General features: G+C 62.8%; 15 protein-coding genes and 2 tRNA genes. 7 read left to right on the plus strand and 10 right to left on the minus strand.

The genetic code is table 11. The annotated features are described in order from the left end of the window. Positions 1-52: 52 nt before the first annotated feature. From ACSYDV_RS09710 to dusB, 3 genes are read right to left on the minus strand one after another with little or no spacing between them, the layout of a single operon-like run. Positions 53-1,474 carry a sigma 54-interacting transcriptional regulator gene (locus ACSYDV_RS09710; protein ID WP_438323589.1) on the minus strand — a complete coding sequence of 474 codons (1,422 nt, stop codon included), beginning with the start codon at positions 1,472-1,474 and terminating at the stop codon, positions 53-55. Between the two features lie 5 nt (positions 1,475-1,479). After that, on the minus strand, positions 1,480-2,574 hold the full coding sequence (locus ACSYDV_RS09715; protein WP_438323590.1) for a two-component system sensor histidine kinase NtrB: 1,095 nt from the start codon (positions 2,572-2,574) through the stop codon (positions 1,480-1,482). Then, a complete protein-coding gene (dusB, locus tag ACSYDV_RS09720; protein ID WP_438323591.1) occupies positions 2,571-3,569 on the minus strand; it encodes a tRNA dihydrouridine synthase DusB in 999 nt (332 codons plus the stop codon). Before dusB ends, ACSYDV_RS09715 begins: the two co-directional genes overlap by 4 nt. A gap of 98 nt (positions 3,570-3,667) precedes the next feature. Between dusB and ACSYDV_RS09725 the strand changes: the two genes are divergently transcribed. Both ACSYDV_RS09725 and ACSYDV_RS09730 read left to right on the plus strand, forming a co-directional pair. Then, entirely contained in the window at positions 3,668-4,849 is a 1,182-nt protein-coding gene (locus tag ACSYDV_RS09725) for a bifunctional 2-C-methyl-D-erythritol 4-phosphate cytidylyltransferase/2-C-methyl-D-erythritol 2,4-cyclodiphosphate synthase (RefSeq protein ID WP_438323592.1), read from the plus strand. A gap of 3 nt (positions 4,850-4,852) precedes the next feature. After that, positions 4,853-5,410 (plus strand): CinA family protein, encoded by a 558-nt coding sequence (locus ACSYDV_RS09730; RefSeq protein ID WP_438323593.1) that lies wholly within the window; start codon positions 4,853-4,855, stop codon positions 5,408-5,410. Here the strand turns inward: ACSYDV_RS09730 and ACSYDV_RS09735 are convergent. Together ACSYDV_RS09735 and lipA are read right to left on the minus strand one after the other, a co-directional pair. Beyond that, positions 5,353-5,832, minus strand: a complete 480-nt coding sequence (locus tag ACSYDV_RS09735) for a type II toxin-antitoxin system RatA family toxin (RefSeq protein ID WP_438323594.1) — start codon at positions 5,830-5,832, stop codon at positions 5,353-5,355. The genes ACSYDV_RS09730 and ACSYDV_RS09735 overlap by 58 nt on opposite strands. A gap of 7 nt (positions 5,833-5,839) precedes the next feature. Beyond that, entirely contained in the window at positions 5,840-6,784 is a 945-nt protein-coding gene (lipA, locus tag ACSYDV_RS09740) for a lipoyl synthase (RefSeq protein ID WP_438323664.1), read from the minus strand. A gap of 62 nt (positions 6,785-6,846) precedes the next feature. On the opposite strand from lipA, the gene ACSYDV_RS09745 reads away from it, so the two are divergent. The 3 genes from ACSYDV_RS09745 to ACSYDV_RS09755 all read left to right on the plus strand — a co-directional run bounded on the left by ACSYDV_RS09745 (position 6,847) and on the right by ACSYDV_RS09755 (position 8,897). Beyond that, positions 6,847-7,485 carry a carbonic anhydrase gene (locus tag ACSYDV_RS09745; protein WP_438323595.1) on the plus strand — a complete coding sequence of 213 codons (639 nt, stop codon included), beginning with the start codon at positions 6,847-6,849 and terminating at the stop codon, positions 7,483-7,485. 14 nt (positions 7,486-7,499) lie between these two features. Further along, a complete protein-coding gene (locus tag ACSYDV_RS09750; protein ID WP_438323596.1) occupies positions 7,500-8,081 on the plus strand; it encodes a DUF2846 domain-containing protein in 582 nt (193 codons plus the stop codon). A 102-nt stretch (positions 8,082-8,183) separates the two neighbouring features. Continuing rightward, positions 8,184-8,897 (plus strand): DUF899 family protein, encoded by a 714-nt coding sequence (locus tag ACSYDV_RS09755; RefSeq protein WP_438323597.1) that lies wholly within the window; start codon positions 8,184-8,186, stop codon positions 8,895-8,897. On the opposite strand, the gene ACSYDV_RS09760 is transcribed toward ACSYDV_RS09755, so the two are convergent. Together ACSYDV_RS09760 and ettA are read right to left on the minus strand one after the other, a co-directional pair. Further along, entirely contained in the window at positions 8,882-9,211 is a 330-nt protein-coding gene (locus ACSYDV_RS09760; RefSeq protein WP_438323598.1) for a PaaI family thioesterase, read from the minus strand. The genes ACSYDV_RS09755 and ACSYDV_RS09760 overlap by 16 nt on opposite strands. A gap of 134 nt (positions 9,212-9,345) precedes the next feature. Continuing rightward, a complete protein-coding gene (gene ettA / locus ACSYDV_RS09765) occupies positions 9,346-11,025 on the minus strand; it encodes an energy-dependent translational throttle protein EttA (protein ID WP_438323599.1) in 1,680 nt (559 codons plus the stop codon). Positions 11,026-11,549: 524 nt separating this feature from the next. Here ettA and ACSYDV_RS09770 point away from each other — a divergent pair. Next, positions 11,550-11,807, plus strand: coding sequence for a hypothetical protein (locus tag ACSYDV_RS09770; RefSeq protein ID WP_438323600.1), 258 nt, complete (start codon positions 11,550-11,552; stop codon positions 11,805-11,807). A gap of 132 nt (positions 11,808-11,939) precedes the next feature. Then, positions 11,940-12,016: transfer RNA gene (locus tag ACSYDV_RS09775), tRNA-Pro, on the plus strand. 63 nt (positions 12,017-12,079) lie between these two features. On the opposite strand, the gene ACSYDV_RS09780 is transcribed toward ACSYDV_RS09775, so the two are convergent. The 3 genes from ACSYDV_RS09780 to ACSYDV_RS09790 all read right to left on the minus strand — a co-directional run bounded on the left by ACSYDV_RS09780 (position 12,080) and on the right by ACSYDV_RS09790 (position 14,799). Then, on the minus strand, positions 12,080-13,555 hold the full coding sequence (locus ACSYDV_RS09780; RefSeq protein WP_438323601.1) for a M20 family peptidase: 1,476 nt from the start codon (positions 13,553-13,555) through the stop codon (positions 12,080-12,082). Positions 13,556-13,615: 60 nt separating this feature from the next. Then, a tRNA-Ile gene (locus ACSYDV_RS09785) sits at positions 13,616-13,691 on the minus strand. A gap of 55 nt (positions 13,692-13,746) precedes the next feature. Next, positions 13,747-14,799: a polysaccharide deacetylase family protein gene (locus tag ACSYDV_RS09790; RefSeq protein WP_438323602.1), complete on the minus strand. Its 1,053-nt coding sequence runs from the start codon at positions 14,797-14,799 to the stop codon at positions 13,747-13,749. Positions 14,800-14,807: the final 8 nt, after the last annotated feature.

A 14,807-nucleotide genomic window follows, 5' to 3' on the forward strand; every position in this document is an offset into this window, starting at 1 on the left:
CCGTCACGCATCGGCGCAAATTATGATCGGCCGATCGCCTTGCGCCGCTTTGTCAGGGGTTGGCGGGGTCGATATCGAGCTGACCAAGCCGCTTGCGCAACGTGTTGCGATTGATCCCGAGCCGCCGGGCGGCCTCGAGCTGATTGCCACGCACGTCGATGAGGATACGGCGGAACAGCGCCGCTTCCACAATAGCCTCGAGCTGACTGTGGATCTCGCCGTCGGATTCGGCGCCCGCGAGCTGCTCGCGCGCCCAATCGTCGACGGCGCGACTGATGCTATCGGCCGGCGCGGGGGGCAGCCCCCCTTCCCCGCTGGCGGTCAACACGGCCTCCACGTCGCCCGCGCTCACAATGGTATCGCGCGACAGGACCGCCAGACGCTGAACAACATTGCCAAGCTCGCGAACATTGCCCGGCCAGTCGTGGCGCTCGAGCAACTGCATCGCGGAAGGCGCGAACTGACGATCGGGAAGTCCCGAACGGCGCCCCGCATCGACAAAGTGCCGAACCAGCGCGGCAATATCGCTGCGGCGATCGCGCAGTGGCGGCAGCGTGACGGGAATGACATTGAGGCGGTAGAAAAGATCTTCGCGGAACCGGCCATCGGCGACCAGCGTGCGCATGTCCCGGTGGGTCGCCGCGATGACGCGGACATTGGCCTTCAGCGCCTGACTGCCACCTACGGTCGAATATTCGTTGCTTTGCAGCACCCGCAGCAGCCGCGTCTGCGCCTCCAGCGGCATGTCGCCGATTTCGTCGAGGAACAAAGAGCCGCCAGCGGCCTGCTCGAAGCGCCCTGCGTTGCGGCTATGTGCGCCGGTGAAGGCGCCCTTCTCGTGCCCGAACAACTCGGCTTCGATCAATTCGCGCGGGATCGCGGCCATATTGATCGCGACAAACGGCCCCGTCCGCCGGAGCCCTGTTGCGTGGATCGCCCGCGCGACGACCTCCTTGCCCGTCCCCGACTCGCCCAGAATGAGGACAGCCAGATCGTTCGACGCGAGGCGGGCGATGGTGCGATAAACCGCCTGCATCGCGGGCGCGCGGCCAACGAGCCCGTGGCTATCGGCCTGTCCCGGGTCGGTCTTCGCTGCGGGTTCTGCGCGCACGCGTTGCAACGCAGCGCGCACGCTGGTCGTCAGTTCTTCCAAGTCAAAGGGCTTGGGCAGATAATCATAGCTGCCGATGCCCGTCGCACGCACTGCTGTGTCGAGCGTGTTCTGCGCAGACAGCACGATCACCGGGGTGTCGGGATCAACCCCGGCGCCAAGCAATGAATCGATCCCGTCGCCGTCAGGCAGAACGACGTCCGTGATAATCAGATCGGGAAGGTGGTCGACCAGCCAGGCATTCCGCTCGGCAACGCTCGCGACCGCAGCGAAGATCGCGCATTCATCGACCAGCGTCTCGCGGATGATCATTGTGATCGTCGGGTCATCCTCGACCAGCAGGATCGTCTTGCCGTCGCTCACCCAGGTTACTCCTTCGCCGCCGAGCCGCGCGCAGCGGGCAGATGAACGCGAAAGCGCGTCCAGTCATCGTCGCGCATATGCTGGACCGTCCCGCCCATGTCGCGGGCCAGCTTGGCGACAAGCGCAAGGCCAAGCCCCCGCCCGTCGCGCTTGGTCGTCACGAACGGATCGAACAGGTCGCCCCGAATGTCGGCGGGAACCCCCGGGCCATTATCGCTGACGCTGACCTCGATCGGCAGCGCAATACGCCCGCGCCCGTCGCCATTGTCGATCGACAGTCCGTGGCGATAGGCGGTCGCGATCCGTACTATCCCGTCGTCGCGAGCTGCCAGCACTTCGCAGGCATTGGTGACAAAATTGAGCAAAATCTGCACCATGGCGTCATGATTGCCATGGACCAGTGGCAACGAAGGATCGAAGTCCTCTGCAAATCGAATGCCTGGCAGCTGGCGGGCGCGCACGGCCTCCATCGCCTGATGGATCGGCGGATAGAGGTTGATCGGGGTGCAGGCGATCGGCTGGCCGCGTGAGAAATGCTCCATCTGGTCGATCAGCGTCGTGATGCGATCGACCTCGGCGCAGATCAATGTCGTGAAGCGTTCGCCGTTCGCATCGCCATTGCGCGCGAGGAGCTGCGCCGCGCCCTTGATCCCGGCGAGCGGGTTCTTGATTTCATGCGCCAGCATCGACGCAGCCGCGCCTGCGGCGCGCCCCGACCGGCCGATCGCGCCGCCCATCAACTCGGCTTCGCTTTGCGACGGCAACAGCGCAAGGATGCGGTGGCCGCTTTGGCCATAGGGCACCATCTGCATGTCGACGAAGATGGATTTCCGCCCGCCGATCGTGATTTCAGCACGGTGCGCGAACAAAGCCGATGTTTCGGGATCGTTCATCCGCTGGCGATAGCTGCGATCCATGCCGATTACGTCATAGACGACGCGCCCGACCATCGCCGACCGGCTTACATTGCAAAGCTGTTCGGCGGCGGAGTTCACGAACAGGACGACACCGCCCTTGTCGATCAATAATGTTGCAACGGGATGCGACTGGATCAACTCGTCATGGTCGAACATCGGGATGCTCGACGTCGGCGTGGTCACGCAGCAGCCTTGCTGAGGACCGGGCCGTAAAATTCTTCGAGCGCGGCGAGCACGGCCTTGCTGTCGGGGATCTGGTTGACCCGGTTGCGGAACTCGGCCGACCCGTGGATGCCCTTAACGTACCAACCTAGGTGCTTGCGCGCCATATTGACGCCGGTCAGCTCTCCATAATGTTCGATCATCGCGCGATAGTGCGTTGTGATAACGTCATATTGTTCGTCAATGCCAGGGTTGGGGCGATCGGCCTCGCCGCGCAGCGCCGCCATCACCTGACCCAACAGCCAGGGGCGGCCATAGGCGCCGCGACCGATCATGACGCCATCGGCGCCGCTCTGCGCGAGAGCCGTGCGGGCATCGTCTGCCGAACAAATATCACCATTGGCGATCACCGGAATCGACACCGCATCCTTGACCTTGCGAATGAAGCTCCAGTCCGCCTCACCGCGGTACATCTGGTTGCGGGTGCGGCCGTGGACAGTAACGAGCTTTGCGCCCAGATCCTCGGCAATATGTGCGAGTTCCGGCGCGTTCAGACTGTCATGGCACCAGCCCATACGCATCTTGACGGTCACGGGCACGCTCACCGCTTCGACGCAGGCCTTGATCAGTGCCGCCGCCAGATCGAGGTCGCGCATCAGCGCCGATCCGGCGTCGCCATTGGTGACCTTGCGCACCGGGCAACCCATATTGATGTCGATGATTGCCGCGCCGCGGTCCTCGTTGAGCTTCGCCGCCTCGCCCATTTCATAGGGAGTACAGCCGACCAGCTGCATCGACACCGGCTCTTCGACCGGATCCCACGCCGCTTTCTGGATCGACTGGCGCGTTTCCCGGATCGCGGCCTGACTCGCGATCATTTCCGTGACATTCAGCCCCGAACCATAATGGCGCACAATCTTGCGGAACGGCAGATCGGTGACGCCCGTCATCGGCGCGAGGATCACCGGATCCGCGATGCGGATGTTGCCAATCTGAATGGGCCGCAGCGGCGCCATGGCGAGCGTCTTTCCGAAAATTGCCTAAAAAATGAGCAGCGCCCCTACACGTTAAGCGGCTTTCCCGCAAGCCGCGGCTGCGCTAACCGGCGCGCACGATGACCGAGTCTGCCATCCCTTCGGCCCCGCGTGTGGCCGTGCTGCTGCTCGCTGGCGGCCTCGGGACGCGCGCCGGCTTTGAAATCCCCAAGCAACTTGCGATGCTCGGCGGCAAGCCGGTGCTACGCTGGAGCATCGAAGCCTTTGCTGCGCATGACGCCATATCGGGCGGCATACTGGCGGCAAGCAACGATGTCGCAGCAAAAAACGGCGATTTGCCGGCTGGTTGGACCTATGCCGCCGCAGGAGCCGAACGCCAGCAATCGGTCGTGAACGCCCTCGCCCGCCTGACGAATTGGGACGATGACGCCATGGTGCTGGTGCATGACGCCGCACGCCCAGGCGTAACGGCGGCGGTGATCGACCGGCTGATCGCGGCTTTGCAAGACGGCGCCAAGGCGGCGATCCCGACGCTCCCCGTGCCCGACACGCTGATCGAACAAGCCGGCAGTAAGGCTGGTGAAGTCGTCGATCGCAGCGCCTTGGCGCGGGTTCAGACACCGCAGGCGTTTCATTTGGGGACATTGCGGCGCGCTCATGCCGCTGCCGACGGCGCGACGGCCACCGACGATGCGCAACTCGTGCGTCGATTGGGCCTGAGTGTCACCGCCGTTGAAGGCGAAGCCCGGCTCCACAAACTGACATATGCTGAGGATATGGACATACTCTCGGCACTCTTGGGGACAAAGGCGATGACACGAACAGCTGTCGGCATGGGCTATGATGTCCATCGGCTTGTCGCCGACAAACCGCTGTGGATCGGCGGCATAGAAATCCCCTATAGTCATGGGCTTGAAGGACATAGTGACGCCGACGTCGCACTTCATGCCCTGACCGACGCGATTCTGGGCGCGCTCGCCGACGGCGATATCGGCGATCATTTCCCGCCGAGCGATCCTCAATGGCGCGGCGCGGCGTCGCACCGCTTCCTCGCCTTTGCCGCCGACCGCGTGGCATCGCAGGGAGGACGGATCGAGCATGTCGACCTCACGATCATCGCCGAAGCGCCGAAGATCGGACCACACCGCCCCGCCATTCGCGCGCGCATCGCGGAAATCCTTGCGATCCCCGTGACAAAGGTTAGTGTGAAGGCCACAACGACAGAACGGCTGGGTTTCACCGGCCGTCGCGAAGGGATCGCTGCGCAGGCCGTTGCGACCCTGCAACTTCCGGAGATTTGAACCGTGCCGTCCAACGATGAAACGCGCCTTGCCGCGCGCGACGATCTTGCCACGAGCGTACTCGCCAACAACCGGGCTGCGGGTCGCCGCGTTGCCGTCGCTGAAAGCTGCACCGGCGGCATGGTCAGTGCGGCGCTGACCGACATTGCGGGCAGCTCCGACGTGTTTTCGGCGGGCTTCATCACCTACTCAGGCCACGCCAAGCAATCGCAGCTAGACGTCAGCAGTGAAATTCTCGAAACCTTTGGCGAAGTCTCGCTCGCGACCGCCTGGGCGATGGCCGCAGGCGCACTTACGAACAGCGACGCCGATGTGGCGGTCGCGATCACGGGGATTGCCGGGCCGGGCGGCGGCTCGGAGAAGAAGCCTGTCGGCATGGTTGTCTTCGCCCGTGCATTGCGCGGCCAGGATCCCGACGATTATTTCAGCCAGCGGGTGCAGTTCGAATCGACCGATCGCGCTGCGATCCGTCATCATGCCACGCTGTTCGCGCTCGACCTGCTTCAGCCCGACAAAGATTCGCTGCGGCCGTCGGAGGATATCACCCTCCCGGCGCCATAAAGTTCGTCGGCGCGCGTCTCGAACGCTGCGATCATCTTGCGCAGCGCCTTGTCGAACATCTGCCCCGCCAGCGCTTCGAACATGCGGCTGCGAAACGAGAAATCGACCATGAAGTCGACGCGGCAGCCGCCGCCCTCGGCTGGCTCGAAATGCCATTCATTGCTGAGGTGGCGCATCGGGCCGTCGATATAGCTCACGGAAACTTCGCTCGGTCGCTGTTTGTGAACACGGCACGAAAAGCTTTCGCGCAATCCCTTAAAGCCCACGATCATGTCGGCAACCGCCTCATGCTCGTTGTCGCTGCGCAGACGCAGCGCGATCACCCACGGCAGAAATTCGGGATAGCGCGCGATATCGGCCACCAGCGCGAACATCTGTTCGTCGCTGTACGGCATGACGCGGGTTTCGTGGTGCCGTGGCAAGAAGGCGTCAGCCCGCCGCGCGCGCCAATTTCGCCTCACGCGCGGCGCGCATGCGTTCGAAATCGTCGCCGGCGTGATAGCTCGACCGGGTCAGGGGCGACGAAGCGACTTGCAGGAACCCCTTGGCGCGCGCGATCTGCGCATAAGCGTCGAACGCCTGCGGGGTCACGAAATCGATCACCTTCGCATGCTTCGGTGTCGGCTGGAGATATTGGCCCATCGTCATGAAGTCGATGTCGGCGCTGCGCATATCGTCCATCACCTGATGCACCTCCATCCGCTCCTCCCCAAGGCCGAGCATCACGCCCGACTTGGTGAAAATTGACGGATCGCGGCGCTTGACGCTTTCGAGCAGGCGGAGCGACGCATAGTAGCGCGCGCCCGGACGGATCGTGGGATAGAGGCGCGGGACGGTCTCGAGGTTATGATTATAGACGTCGGGCCGCGCATCGACGATCGCTGCGATCGCGCTTTCGGGCTTGTTGCGAAAGTCGGGAGTCAGAATTTCGATCGTCGTCGTCGGCGTTTCACGGCGCAACGCCTGAATGACTTTCACAAACTGGCTCGCGCCGCCGTCGGGAAGGTCGTCGCGATCGACCGAGGTGATCACGATATGGCTCAGCCCCATCTTTGCTGCGGCAATCGCGGTATGTTCGGGTTCGAGCGGGTCAACCGCGCGCGGCATCCCGGTCTTGACGTTGCAAAAGGCGCAGGCTCGGGTGCAGGTGTCGCCCAGGATCATCACCGTCGCATGCTTTTTCGTCCAGCATTCGCCAATGTTCGGGCACGCGGCTTCCTCACACACCGTGTTGAGGTTGAGCTCGCGCATCAATTTGCGCGTTTCGGCATAGCCGGGACTGGTCGGCGCCTTCACGCGAATCCAGTCGGGTTTGCGGGCGCGTTGGCTTGGTGTGGTGGCGGTGGCCTGCTGAGGCTGGGCGGGAGCGTTCATCCCGCCCACATAGTCGTGCACGCGCCTCTTCTCAACCCGCGATCCTGTGCTAAAGCGCGCGCATGACTCACTTTGCCGACCTGATCGAGGGCTATCGCCGTTTCCGCGCCACCGGCTGGAAGCAGCAGCGAGAACGATGGGAGCAATTGGCCGAGGGCCAATCGCCCCGGGTCATGGTCATCGCCTGTTCCGACAGCCGTTCCGAGCCGGCGGATATTTTCGACACACATCCCGGCGAGATCTTCGTCGTCCGCAACGTCGCCGCCCTCGTGCCTCCTTTCGAAACGACGCCGGGGCGCCACGGCGTTTCGGCGGCGCTCGAATTTGCGGTCCAGTTCCTCAAGGTCGACGAGGTCGTCGTGATGGGTCATGGCATGTGCGGTGGCTGCCACGCCGCGCTGCACCGCTCGATGGTGGGCGCCGAGCCCGGTCGCGGCGGCTTCATTGCCGACTGGATTGCGATGCTCGACGATGCGAGCGCCGAAGTGCGCGCGTCGCACAGCGAAATCGACAACCGCGACGCCGGGCGCGCGATGGAAATGGCGGCCGTGCGCGTCAGCATTGCGAACCTGCGCACCTTCCCCTGCATTCAGGAGAAGGAAAAGCGCGGAAAGTTGAAACTGCGCGGCGCCTTTTTCGCGATCAACGATGGAATTCTCCATATATTGGACGAGGCGACTGGAGAGTTTTCTCCGGCCTGAAATAGGAACCCGCGATGAGCAAAAATGCGCTGTGGCTGACGCTGATTTTCGCGGCGGCCATTTTCGGCGCCCTGATGGGGCCGTCGCTCGCCAGTCTGATGTCGCCCGACAAATCGCTGATCCTCGCCGTCCTGCTGATCGGCGGCATTATCATCTTCATTTTCTGGGCACTGTCGAGCAACAAGGGCGGCGCAAAGGCCGATCCGGCAGCGCTCGCCGCGGCCCGCGCAATGCGGGCACCTGCGGACAAGGCACGGATATATGTCACCCGCCGCGGCTTTGTCGCGGCGCTGCAGGGCATGGATGTGACTCTCGACGGCACGGCAAAAGGCCAGATCAAATCGGGCCAGATGCTGCTCGCCGACGTCGCGCCGGGGGTACATCATATCCATGTCGCCACCGCCAAGGCGAAGCTCGCCCGCCCCGCCGAGCTGGAGATTGACGTTGGCGCGGGCGGCGTGGTCGTCATCGATGCGATGATCGAAATGGGCGCGCTCAAAGGCAGCGTCAAACTGACCCGGCTCGACAGCGCAAAGGCGCGTGAGGATGTTCACGCCACCAAGCTGATCCTGTGGGAACTCCCGCCCGTCAGCTGAACCCGACGCCGCGCGACCAACGGACGCATGGTTGCGAGCAACCGTGAAACGGTCCGGCAACAATGGCGTTAACGACACGTTCTCCCCCGAAAGGAGAATTTGATGGCTGTTCGCCAAACCCTGTCGGCTGCGCCGGCGCTTGCTTCCCGCCGCCGCGCGTTTCCCGGCGAAGATGAAAATTACGCCAAGGCCCGAAAATCCCTGCTTGCCGAAGAGATCGACCTGCGCCGCAAGATCGCGCGGGTGGCCGCGCAGCGCCGCGCGCTTCCGCCGGGACCGATAATGGCGGACTACCGCTTCCAGGATGCCGACGGTTCCGAGCGGAGTCTTTCCGAACTGTTCGGCAATCACGACGTGCTCGTCACCTATTTCTGGATGTATGGCCCCGAACGCGAACGTCCCTGCCCGATGTGCACCAACTGGCTCGGCGCGGTGAACGGCAATGCGAATGACATCAAGCAGCGCGTCGCGCTCAAAATCGTCGGCCGCAGCCCGGTTGCGCGGCAACAGGCCTTTGCGCAGGAACGCGGATGGCAAGCGCTCGACTTCATCCAGACCATCGGCGACGATTATGCGCGCGACTTTGCGCTGCTCAACCCCGACGGCACCGAGAATCCTGCGCTTGCGGTCTTCAAACGCAGCGGCAGCGACATCCGCTTGTTCTGGAAAAGCGATATGGCACCGCAAATGGCCGACCCGGGACAGGATCCGCGCGATGCTCCCGATGTGGCCAGCCTGTGGACGATCCTCGACCTCACGCCCGGCGGGCGCGGCACAGACTGGTATCCATCGCTGGAATATCAGGGGATTGCATAGGTCACATTGGCCTGACCGACAGGCTTGGCGGCATCATCGGTCCAGATTCGAATGTCCATCACCGCCAGCCTTTTGCCGAGGCGCAGCATATACGCGTCGGCGAACAGCGGTCCCGGGCGGCATGGGCGCAGGAACTGATAATTGAGCGCGCTAGTCACCGCCATCGCGACGGGGCCGATATGAGCGAGGACGAGCGCATAAGCCGCCATGTCGGCAAAACCCATCTGAGTCGGCCCCGAAATCAGGCCACCGGGGCGTAGCGCTTTTTCATTGGGGTCGAGCCGCGCCTGAATATGGCCAGGCACGGCTGACACCACATGCCCCCGCGATCCCGGTGCGGAATGCGGGAAGGCCTCCGCCATGAAGGCGTTGAGCGCCTCCGCATCCAAACGGATCGCGCTGGACGAGATTGGCTCCGATATAGATGCAGCCTCCCCGGCCATACTGGTCAGCGAGTGAGCTTCTTGTACGACGTTGCATGCGGACGCGTCGCATCGTCGCCAAGGCGGCGAATCTTGTCCTCTTCATAGGATTCGAAATTGCCCTCAAACCATTCGACGTGGCTGTCGCCTTCGAACGCGAGGATATGCGTCGCCAGACGATCGAGGAAGAAGCGGTCATGGCTGATAACCACGGCGCAGCCAGCGAAATTCTCGAGCGCTTCTTCAAGTGCCGCCAGCGTTTCGGTGTCGAGATCGTTGGTCGGTTCGTCGAGCAGGAGGACATTGCCGCCCTGCTTCAGCATCTTGGCCATATGGACACGGTTGCGCTCACCGCCTGACAGCTGGCCGACCTTCTTCTGCTGGTCGACGCCCTTGAAATTGAACGCGCCGACATAGGCACGGGTCTGCATCTCATGCTTGCCGATGTTCATCATTTCGGCGCCGCCCGAGATTTCCTCCCAGACATTCTTGTTCGGATCGAGCGCATCGCGGCTCTGGTCGACATAGCCGAGGCGGACGGTGTCGCCGATGCTCACAGTGCCGCTATCGGGGGTTTCCTGCCCGGTAATCAGCTTGAACAGCGTCGATTTACCGGCACCGTTCGGGCCAATCACCCCGACGATGCCGCCCGGCGGCAGCGTGAAGGACAGGTCCTCGAACAGCAATTTGTCGCCATAGGCTTTCGAAATGCCCTCGACCTCGATCACCTTGCCGCCAAGACGTTCGGGGACCTGAATGACGATCTGCGCCTTGCCCGGGATACGCTTTTCCTGCGCTTCCATCAGCTGATCGAAGCTCTTGATGCGCGCCTTTGACTTGGCCTGCCGCGCCTTGGGCGACTGACGAATCCACTCCAGCTCGTCCTTGATCGCCTTCTGGCGACCCGCGTCTTCGCGCGATTCCTGCTCGAGGCGTTTGCCCTTCTTTTCGAGATAGGTCGAATAATTGCCTTCGTAGACAAAGTAGCGGCCGCGATCGAGCTCGAGGATCCAGTTCACGACATTGTCGAGGAAGTAGCGATCGTGGGTGACGAGGATGACGTTGCCCGGGTAATCGACCAGATGCTTTTCGAGCCAGGCGACGCTTTCGGCGTCGAGGTGGTTGGTCGGTTCGTCGAGCAGCAGGATCGAAGGCTTTTCGAGCAGCAGGCGGGTCAGCGCGATACGGCGCTTTTCGCCGCCCGACAGATTCTCGACGCTCCAGTCGCCCGGCGGGCAGCGCAGGGCCTCCATTGCGATTTCGAGCTGGTTGTCGAGCGTCCAGCCATCGACAGCGTCGATCTTTTCCTGAAGCGTGCCCATTTCTTCCATCAACGCGTCGAAATCGGCGTCGGCCGGCGGATCGGCCATCAGCGTGCTGATCTCGTTGAAGCGCTCCATCATGTCGGCGACGCCGCGGACGCCGTCCATGACGTTTTCCTTGACCGTCTTGGTCGGGTCGAGCTCGGGCTCCTGCGCCAGATAGCCGACGCTGATATTCTCGCCCGGCCATGCCTCACCCGAAAATTCGGTATCCATGCCGGCCATGATCTTCATCAAGGTCGATTTACCGGTGCCGTTCGGGCCGACGATGCCGATCTTGGCATCGGGATAAAATTGCAGACTGAGGTTGTTCAGCGTGGGCTTTTGCGCGCCGGGATAGGTCTTGGTCAGACCCTTCATCACGAAACTATATTGGGCGGCCATGGAAATTTGCTCCGAAAGCTGGACCTGACTCACGCGCGCGCGGCCAGAGGAATAGGGAATTGGGGGCCGGTTAGCGAATAGGCTGCGCCTTGGCAATCGACGCGTGTCGCGCGCTCAGGCCAAATCGTGCGATACGTCGGTCATGCCCCGCGCCGAAGCGATCCTTCCGCCACCCGACGCCCCTCGCCATGTCGACCTGCATCCCCTATTCTCTGGCCCACGGCATCGGCTCGATCCGCCGTCATCGGGTCCAAAAATCGTCGGCCCGATGGACATTCTGGCGATTCTCGCCAATCATGACGTGTTTGCGAGCCCCATATTGTTTCCGGGAAATGACAGATTTCCGCGCGCTGCGGCCAACTCAATTATTTTTGTTGACGATTCATGCGGAAAGGCTAAATCCCGCGGCTCGCGGAACGGGAAAGTTTCCCCGACGCGTTAAGGCATTTTAGGGAGCCCACACACCATGAAGAAGTTTGCTGCTATCGCCGTTGCTGCCAGCATGTTCGCCCTCGCCGCTTGCGGTGAAAAGGCTGCTGAAGAAGCAACCACCGAAGCTCCTGCTGCTGAAGCAGTCGCAGAAGAAGGCGCTGACGCCGCTGCTGCTGGCGCCGATGCCGCTGCTGCTGGCGCTGAAGCCGCTGCTGCTGGTGCCGACGCTGCTGCTGCTCCGGCCGCTGCTGCTCCGGCTGACGCTGCTGCTGCTGCTGCCGCTCCGGCTGACGCCGCTGCTGCTGCTCCGGCTGAAGCAAAGAAGTAAGTCACAGCCCCTCGGGGCATGACTGAAACGAGATCAGGGCGGCCTTCCTTCGGGAAGGCCGCCTTTTTCTTTGCCTGATTTTTTTGTTCCCGCGCATCGGAACGCAGATGGCGGATAGACTTCGCGCGCCAGCCTGTCTAAGGCGCGAACCAGTCGGGGAGTAGCGCAGCCTGGTAGCGCATCTGCTTTGGGAGCAGAGGGTCGTAGGTTCGAATCCTATCTCCCCGACCATTTTCACGGCAAGGTAGAGCGATCAGGGAATTTGGCCCTTCACGCTCCCCTGCCCCATCATCCTCATCCCGCCGACGTCGCGATCAGACGGGCGTAGAAGTCGATCATACGGCGAAAGCTGTCGATTTTCATATGCTCGTTGGTGCCGTGGATCATAGCAGATTCCTTCACCGTGAAGTGCATCGGCATGAAACGGTACACATCGTCGGATACCGGCTCCATGTTGCGGCTGTCCGTTCCACCAACCACCAGCATGGGGGCGAGGACCGCATCGGGTGCATCGGCGCGCGCAGCGGCGGCGATCCATTTCCAGCCTTGGGAGCTGGTCGACGACACGCGCGACGGTTCGCGCGGCGGCCGATCCCAAGCGAACTCGATCGGCGCATCGCCCACAGCTGCTTTGGCACGCGCCAATATATCAGCCGACCGATCCCATGGCGCGATGCGATAATTGATCAAGGCGTTGGCCGATTGCGGCAGGACATTTTCCTTGGGGCTTCCCTCCAGCATCGTCGGGGCGATCGTGGTGTGAAAGCCGGCGGCACTCGTCGGCGACGCGGCGAGTTGCTTCTTGACCTGCGATCCCAGCAACCACTGGTTCGCTACCGCAATCTTTGTCATGCCGCCCTTGGCGGCCGCCAGCGATTCGAGCATTAATGCGCCGGGCCCCCGTATCTCCATCGGGAAGGGCTTCTCAGTGATCGCGATGATTGCGCGGGCCAGCGTTTCGACGCCGGTTTCCGGCGGGGGCATCGAACTGTGCCCGCCCGGTGTATTGGCGGTAACCTTCAGCGTCGCATAGCCTTTTTCGGCAATACCGATAAGGATGGCCGGACCGCCAATCACTGGCGTATCGGTCAAAACGATACTGCCTTCGTCGAGGGTGAAGATCGCCTTGACGCCATCGGCCTTCAGCTTCGCCGCTGCAGCCGCCGCGCCGGTTCCCCCGACCTCTTCATCGTGACCCGACACGAGATAGATACCACGTTTGGGCCGAAAACCCGCCCTGGCAAGCGCCTCGGTCGCCTCGAACAGGCCAACCAGCGAGCCCTTGTCGTCCACCGTGCCGCGACCCCATACCGCCTGTTCCGCGATTGTCCCAGCAAAGGGCGGATATTTCCAGTCGCCCTCGGTCCCTGCAGTGACGGGCACGACGTCCTGATGCGCCATGACGATGATCGGTTGCAGCGAAGGATCGGAGCCGGCCCAGTGGTATATCAAAGTGCGGTTGGGCAAGATCGTGCGCGTCATCGCGCCGTGGGTCGCCGGATAAGTCGCCGCGAGCCAAGCGTGGAGCTTGTCCCATTCGGCCGTTTCATTTTCGGCCGGGTCCTGATGCGAAACCGTCCGGAGTTGCACAGCGGCGCTGAGATGCCCGACCGCAGCCTCCAGATCATAGGCAGGCACGGCAGCGAGCCGTACATCGCTGCCATCGGCAATTCCTGTGGGTTCAAATGTCGCGGTGCGAACCGCTACGACGCCCGCCGCTATCGCTACGACCGCCAGCCCGCCCAAAAGGATATTCCGACGCTTTCCCATGTCCCTCTCCCTCTGTTGAGAGACGTTGGAACGCCATAGTCCCTGGAAGGCAAGGGAAAATGGTGGGCCCGGCAGGACTCGAACCCGCAACCTAGCCGTTATGAGCGGCCAGCTCTAACCGTTGAGCTACAGGCCCCCGTGGGGGATGAGCGGCGATAGCGGAGGCTATGGCGCGTTGGCAAGCGCAACGATCAGCTGATCGCAGCCTTGGCTTCGGCCATCTCCAAAATCTCTGCCGTCGTCGTCGCTTCGACGCCCCGGAGGGCGAGATGGTCGAGCACAACGTCCCACCAGCGATAGAAGCGGTCAAGATCGGTCTGACTGCGGACATAGGGCGTATTGCCCGGTTGCAGCGAAGGCGAATGAAAGGAGAAGGTCAGCACGGGCAATCGCAAGTCGATGGCGATGTCGATCGCCCGGCACGCGCGCTCGGCCGGGATGCCTTCGGGGGTCAACGCGATCCGCTCGACCAGACCGAAGCGCGCGAGCGCAGCACCAGCCCGTGATCCCGGTCGTGCAAGACGGTGATACAGTCCCGGTCCCGCACGGCCGAGCAAGCCGCCGAACAATGTTGTCACGGGCACTTCGAGCACCGCCGCATGGGCTGTCCGGACGCGCCACGGATGAAGCGGCGCCGCACGATAATCGGGGCCATGACCGCCGCGATAATCGAATCCCGCCCGCACCGACGTGTCGCAGCGAAAACCGAGTTCGGCGAGCATTTCAGCCGTGTCGATGCCCAAGCCATAGCGTCCGGCACGGTAGACGGTCGGGGCAACCCCGAATCGATCACGAATCGCGCCGTGCAGTGCCGTCATTTTGGCGCGCTGCAGATCCGCCGGAAGGTTTCCGGTGTAACTGTTATATGCGTTTACATCTTCATCGTGCGGCGGCGTCACCCAAGGATGGAGCTGCGCCCCGATTTCGCAGCCGCCGGCGGCTCGCGCCTCGCCCAATATCGCCACCGCACGGTCGTCGGCAACGATCGGCCAATCGACCAGATAGACAGGCCGAACCGCCGCGCGATCGAAATAGGCTTGGCATTCGGCGAGCGCGGGGACCGAATCGAGACGATGGCCGGTGCGCGCAAAAGGCGCGTCCCAGTCGAAATCCTCTTCGGTATCGATCGTAATCCAAAAGCGCGGCCGTTCGCCCTCAGCCAACACGACGCGATCGCGCGCGGCCGGATATGCAAAGAAACTGCCCGCAGACTCCACCGCGCCTAACCCCTTGGCCCTGCCCATCGGCCCCG

This window comes from Sphingopyxis selenitireducens (assembly GCF_051550705.1).
GTDB lineage: Bacteria > Pseudomonadota > Alphaproteobacteria > Sphingomonadales > Sphingomonadaceae > Sphingopyxis.

Bases quoted from the DNA above. Each gene is read 5' to 3' on its own strand.
- dusB (WP_438323591.1), bottom strand. From the start codon at position 3,569: ATGGCGCCGCTGCGGCCCATTCAGATTGGCAACATCCGCATCGCGGAT.
- ACSYDV_RS09725 (WP_438323592.1), top strand. From the start codon at position 3,668: ATGACCGAGTCTGCCATCCCTTCGGCCCCGCGTGTGGCCGTGCTGCTG.
- lipA (WP_438323664.1), bottom strand. From the start codon at position 6,784: ATGAACGCTCCCGCCCAGCCTCAGCAGGCCACCGCCACCACACCAAGC.
- ACSYDV_RS09745 (WP_438323595.1), top strand. From the start codon at position 6,847: ATGACTCACTTTGCCGACCTGATCGAGGGCTATCGCCGTTTCCGCGCC.
- ACSYDV_RS09750 (WP_438323596.1), top strand. From the start codon at position 7,500: ATGAGCAAAAATGCGCTGTGGCTGACGCTGATTTTCGCGGCGGCCATT.
- ACSYDV_RS09755 (WP_438323597.1), top strand. From the start codon at position 8,184: ATGGCTGTTCGCCAAACCCTGTCGGCTGCGCCGGCGCTTGCTTCCCGC.
- ettA (WP_438323599.1), bottom strand. From the start codon at position 11,025: ATGGCCGCCCAATATAGTTTCGTGATGAAGGGTCTGACCAAGACCTAT.
- ACSYDV_RS09780 (WP_438323601.1), bottom strand. From the start codon at position 13,555: ATGGGAAAGCGTCGGAATATCCTTTTGGGCGGGCTGGCGGTCGTAGCG.
- ACSYDV_RS09790 (WP_438323602.1), bottom strand. From the start codon at position 14,799: ATGGGCAGGGCCAAGGGGTTAGGCGCGGTGGAGTCTGCGGGCAGTTTC.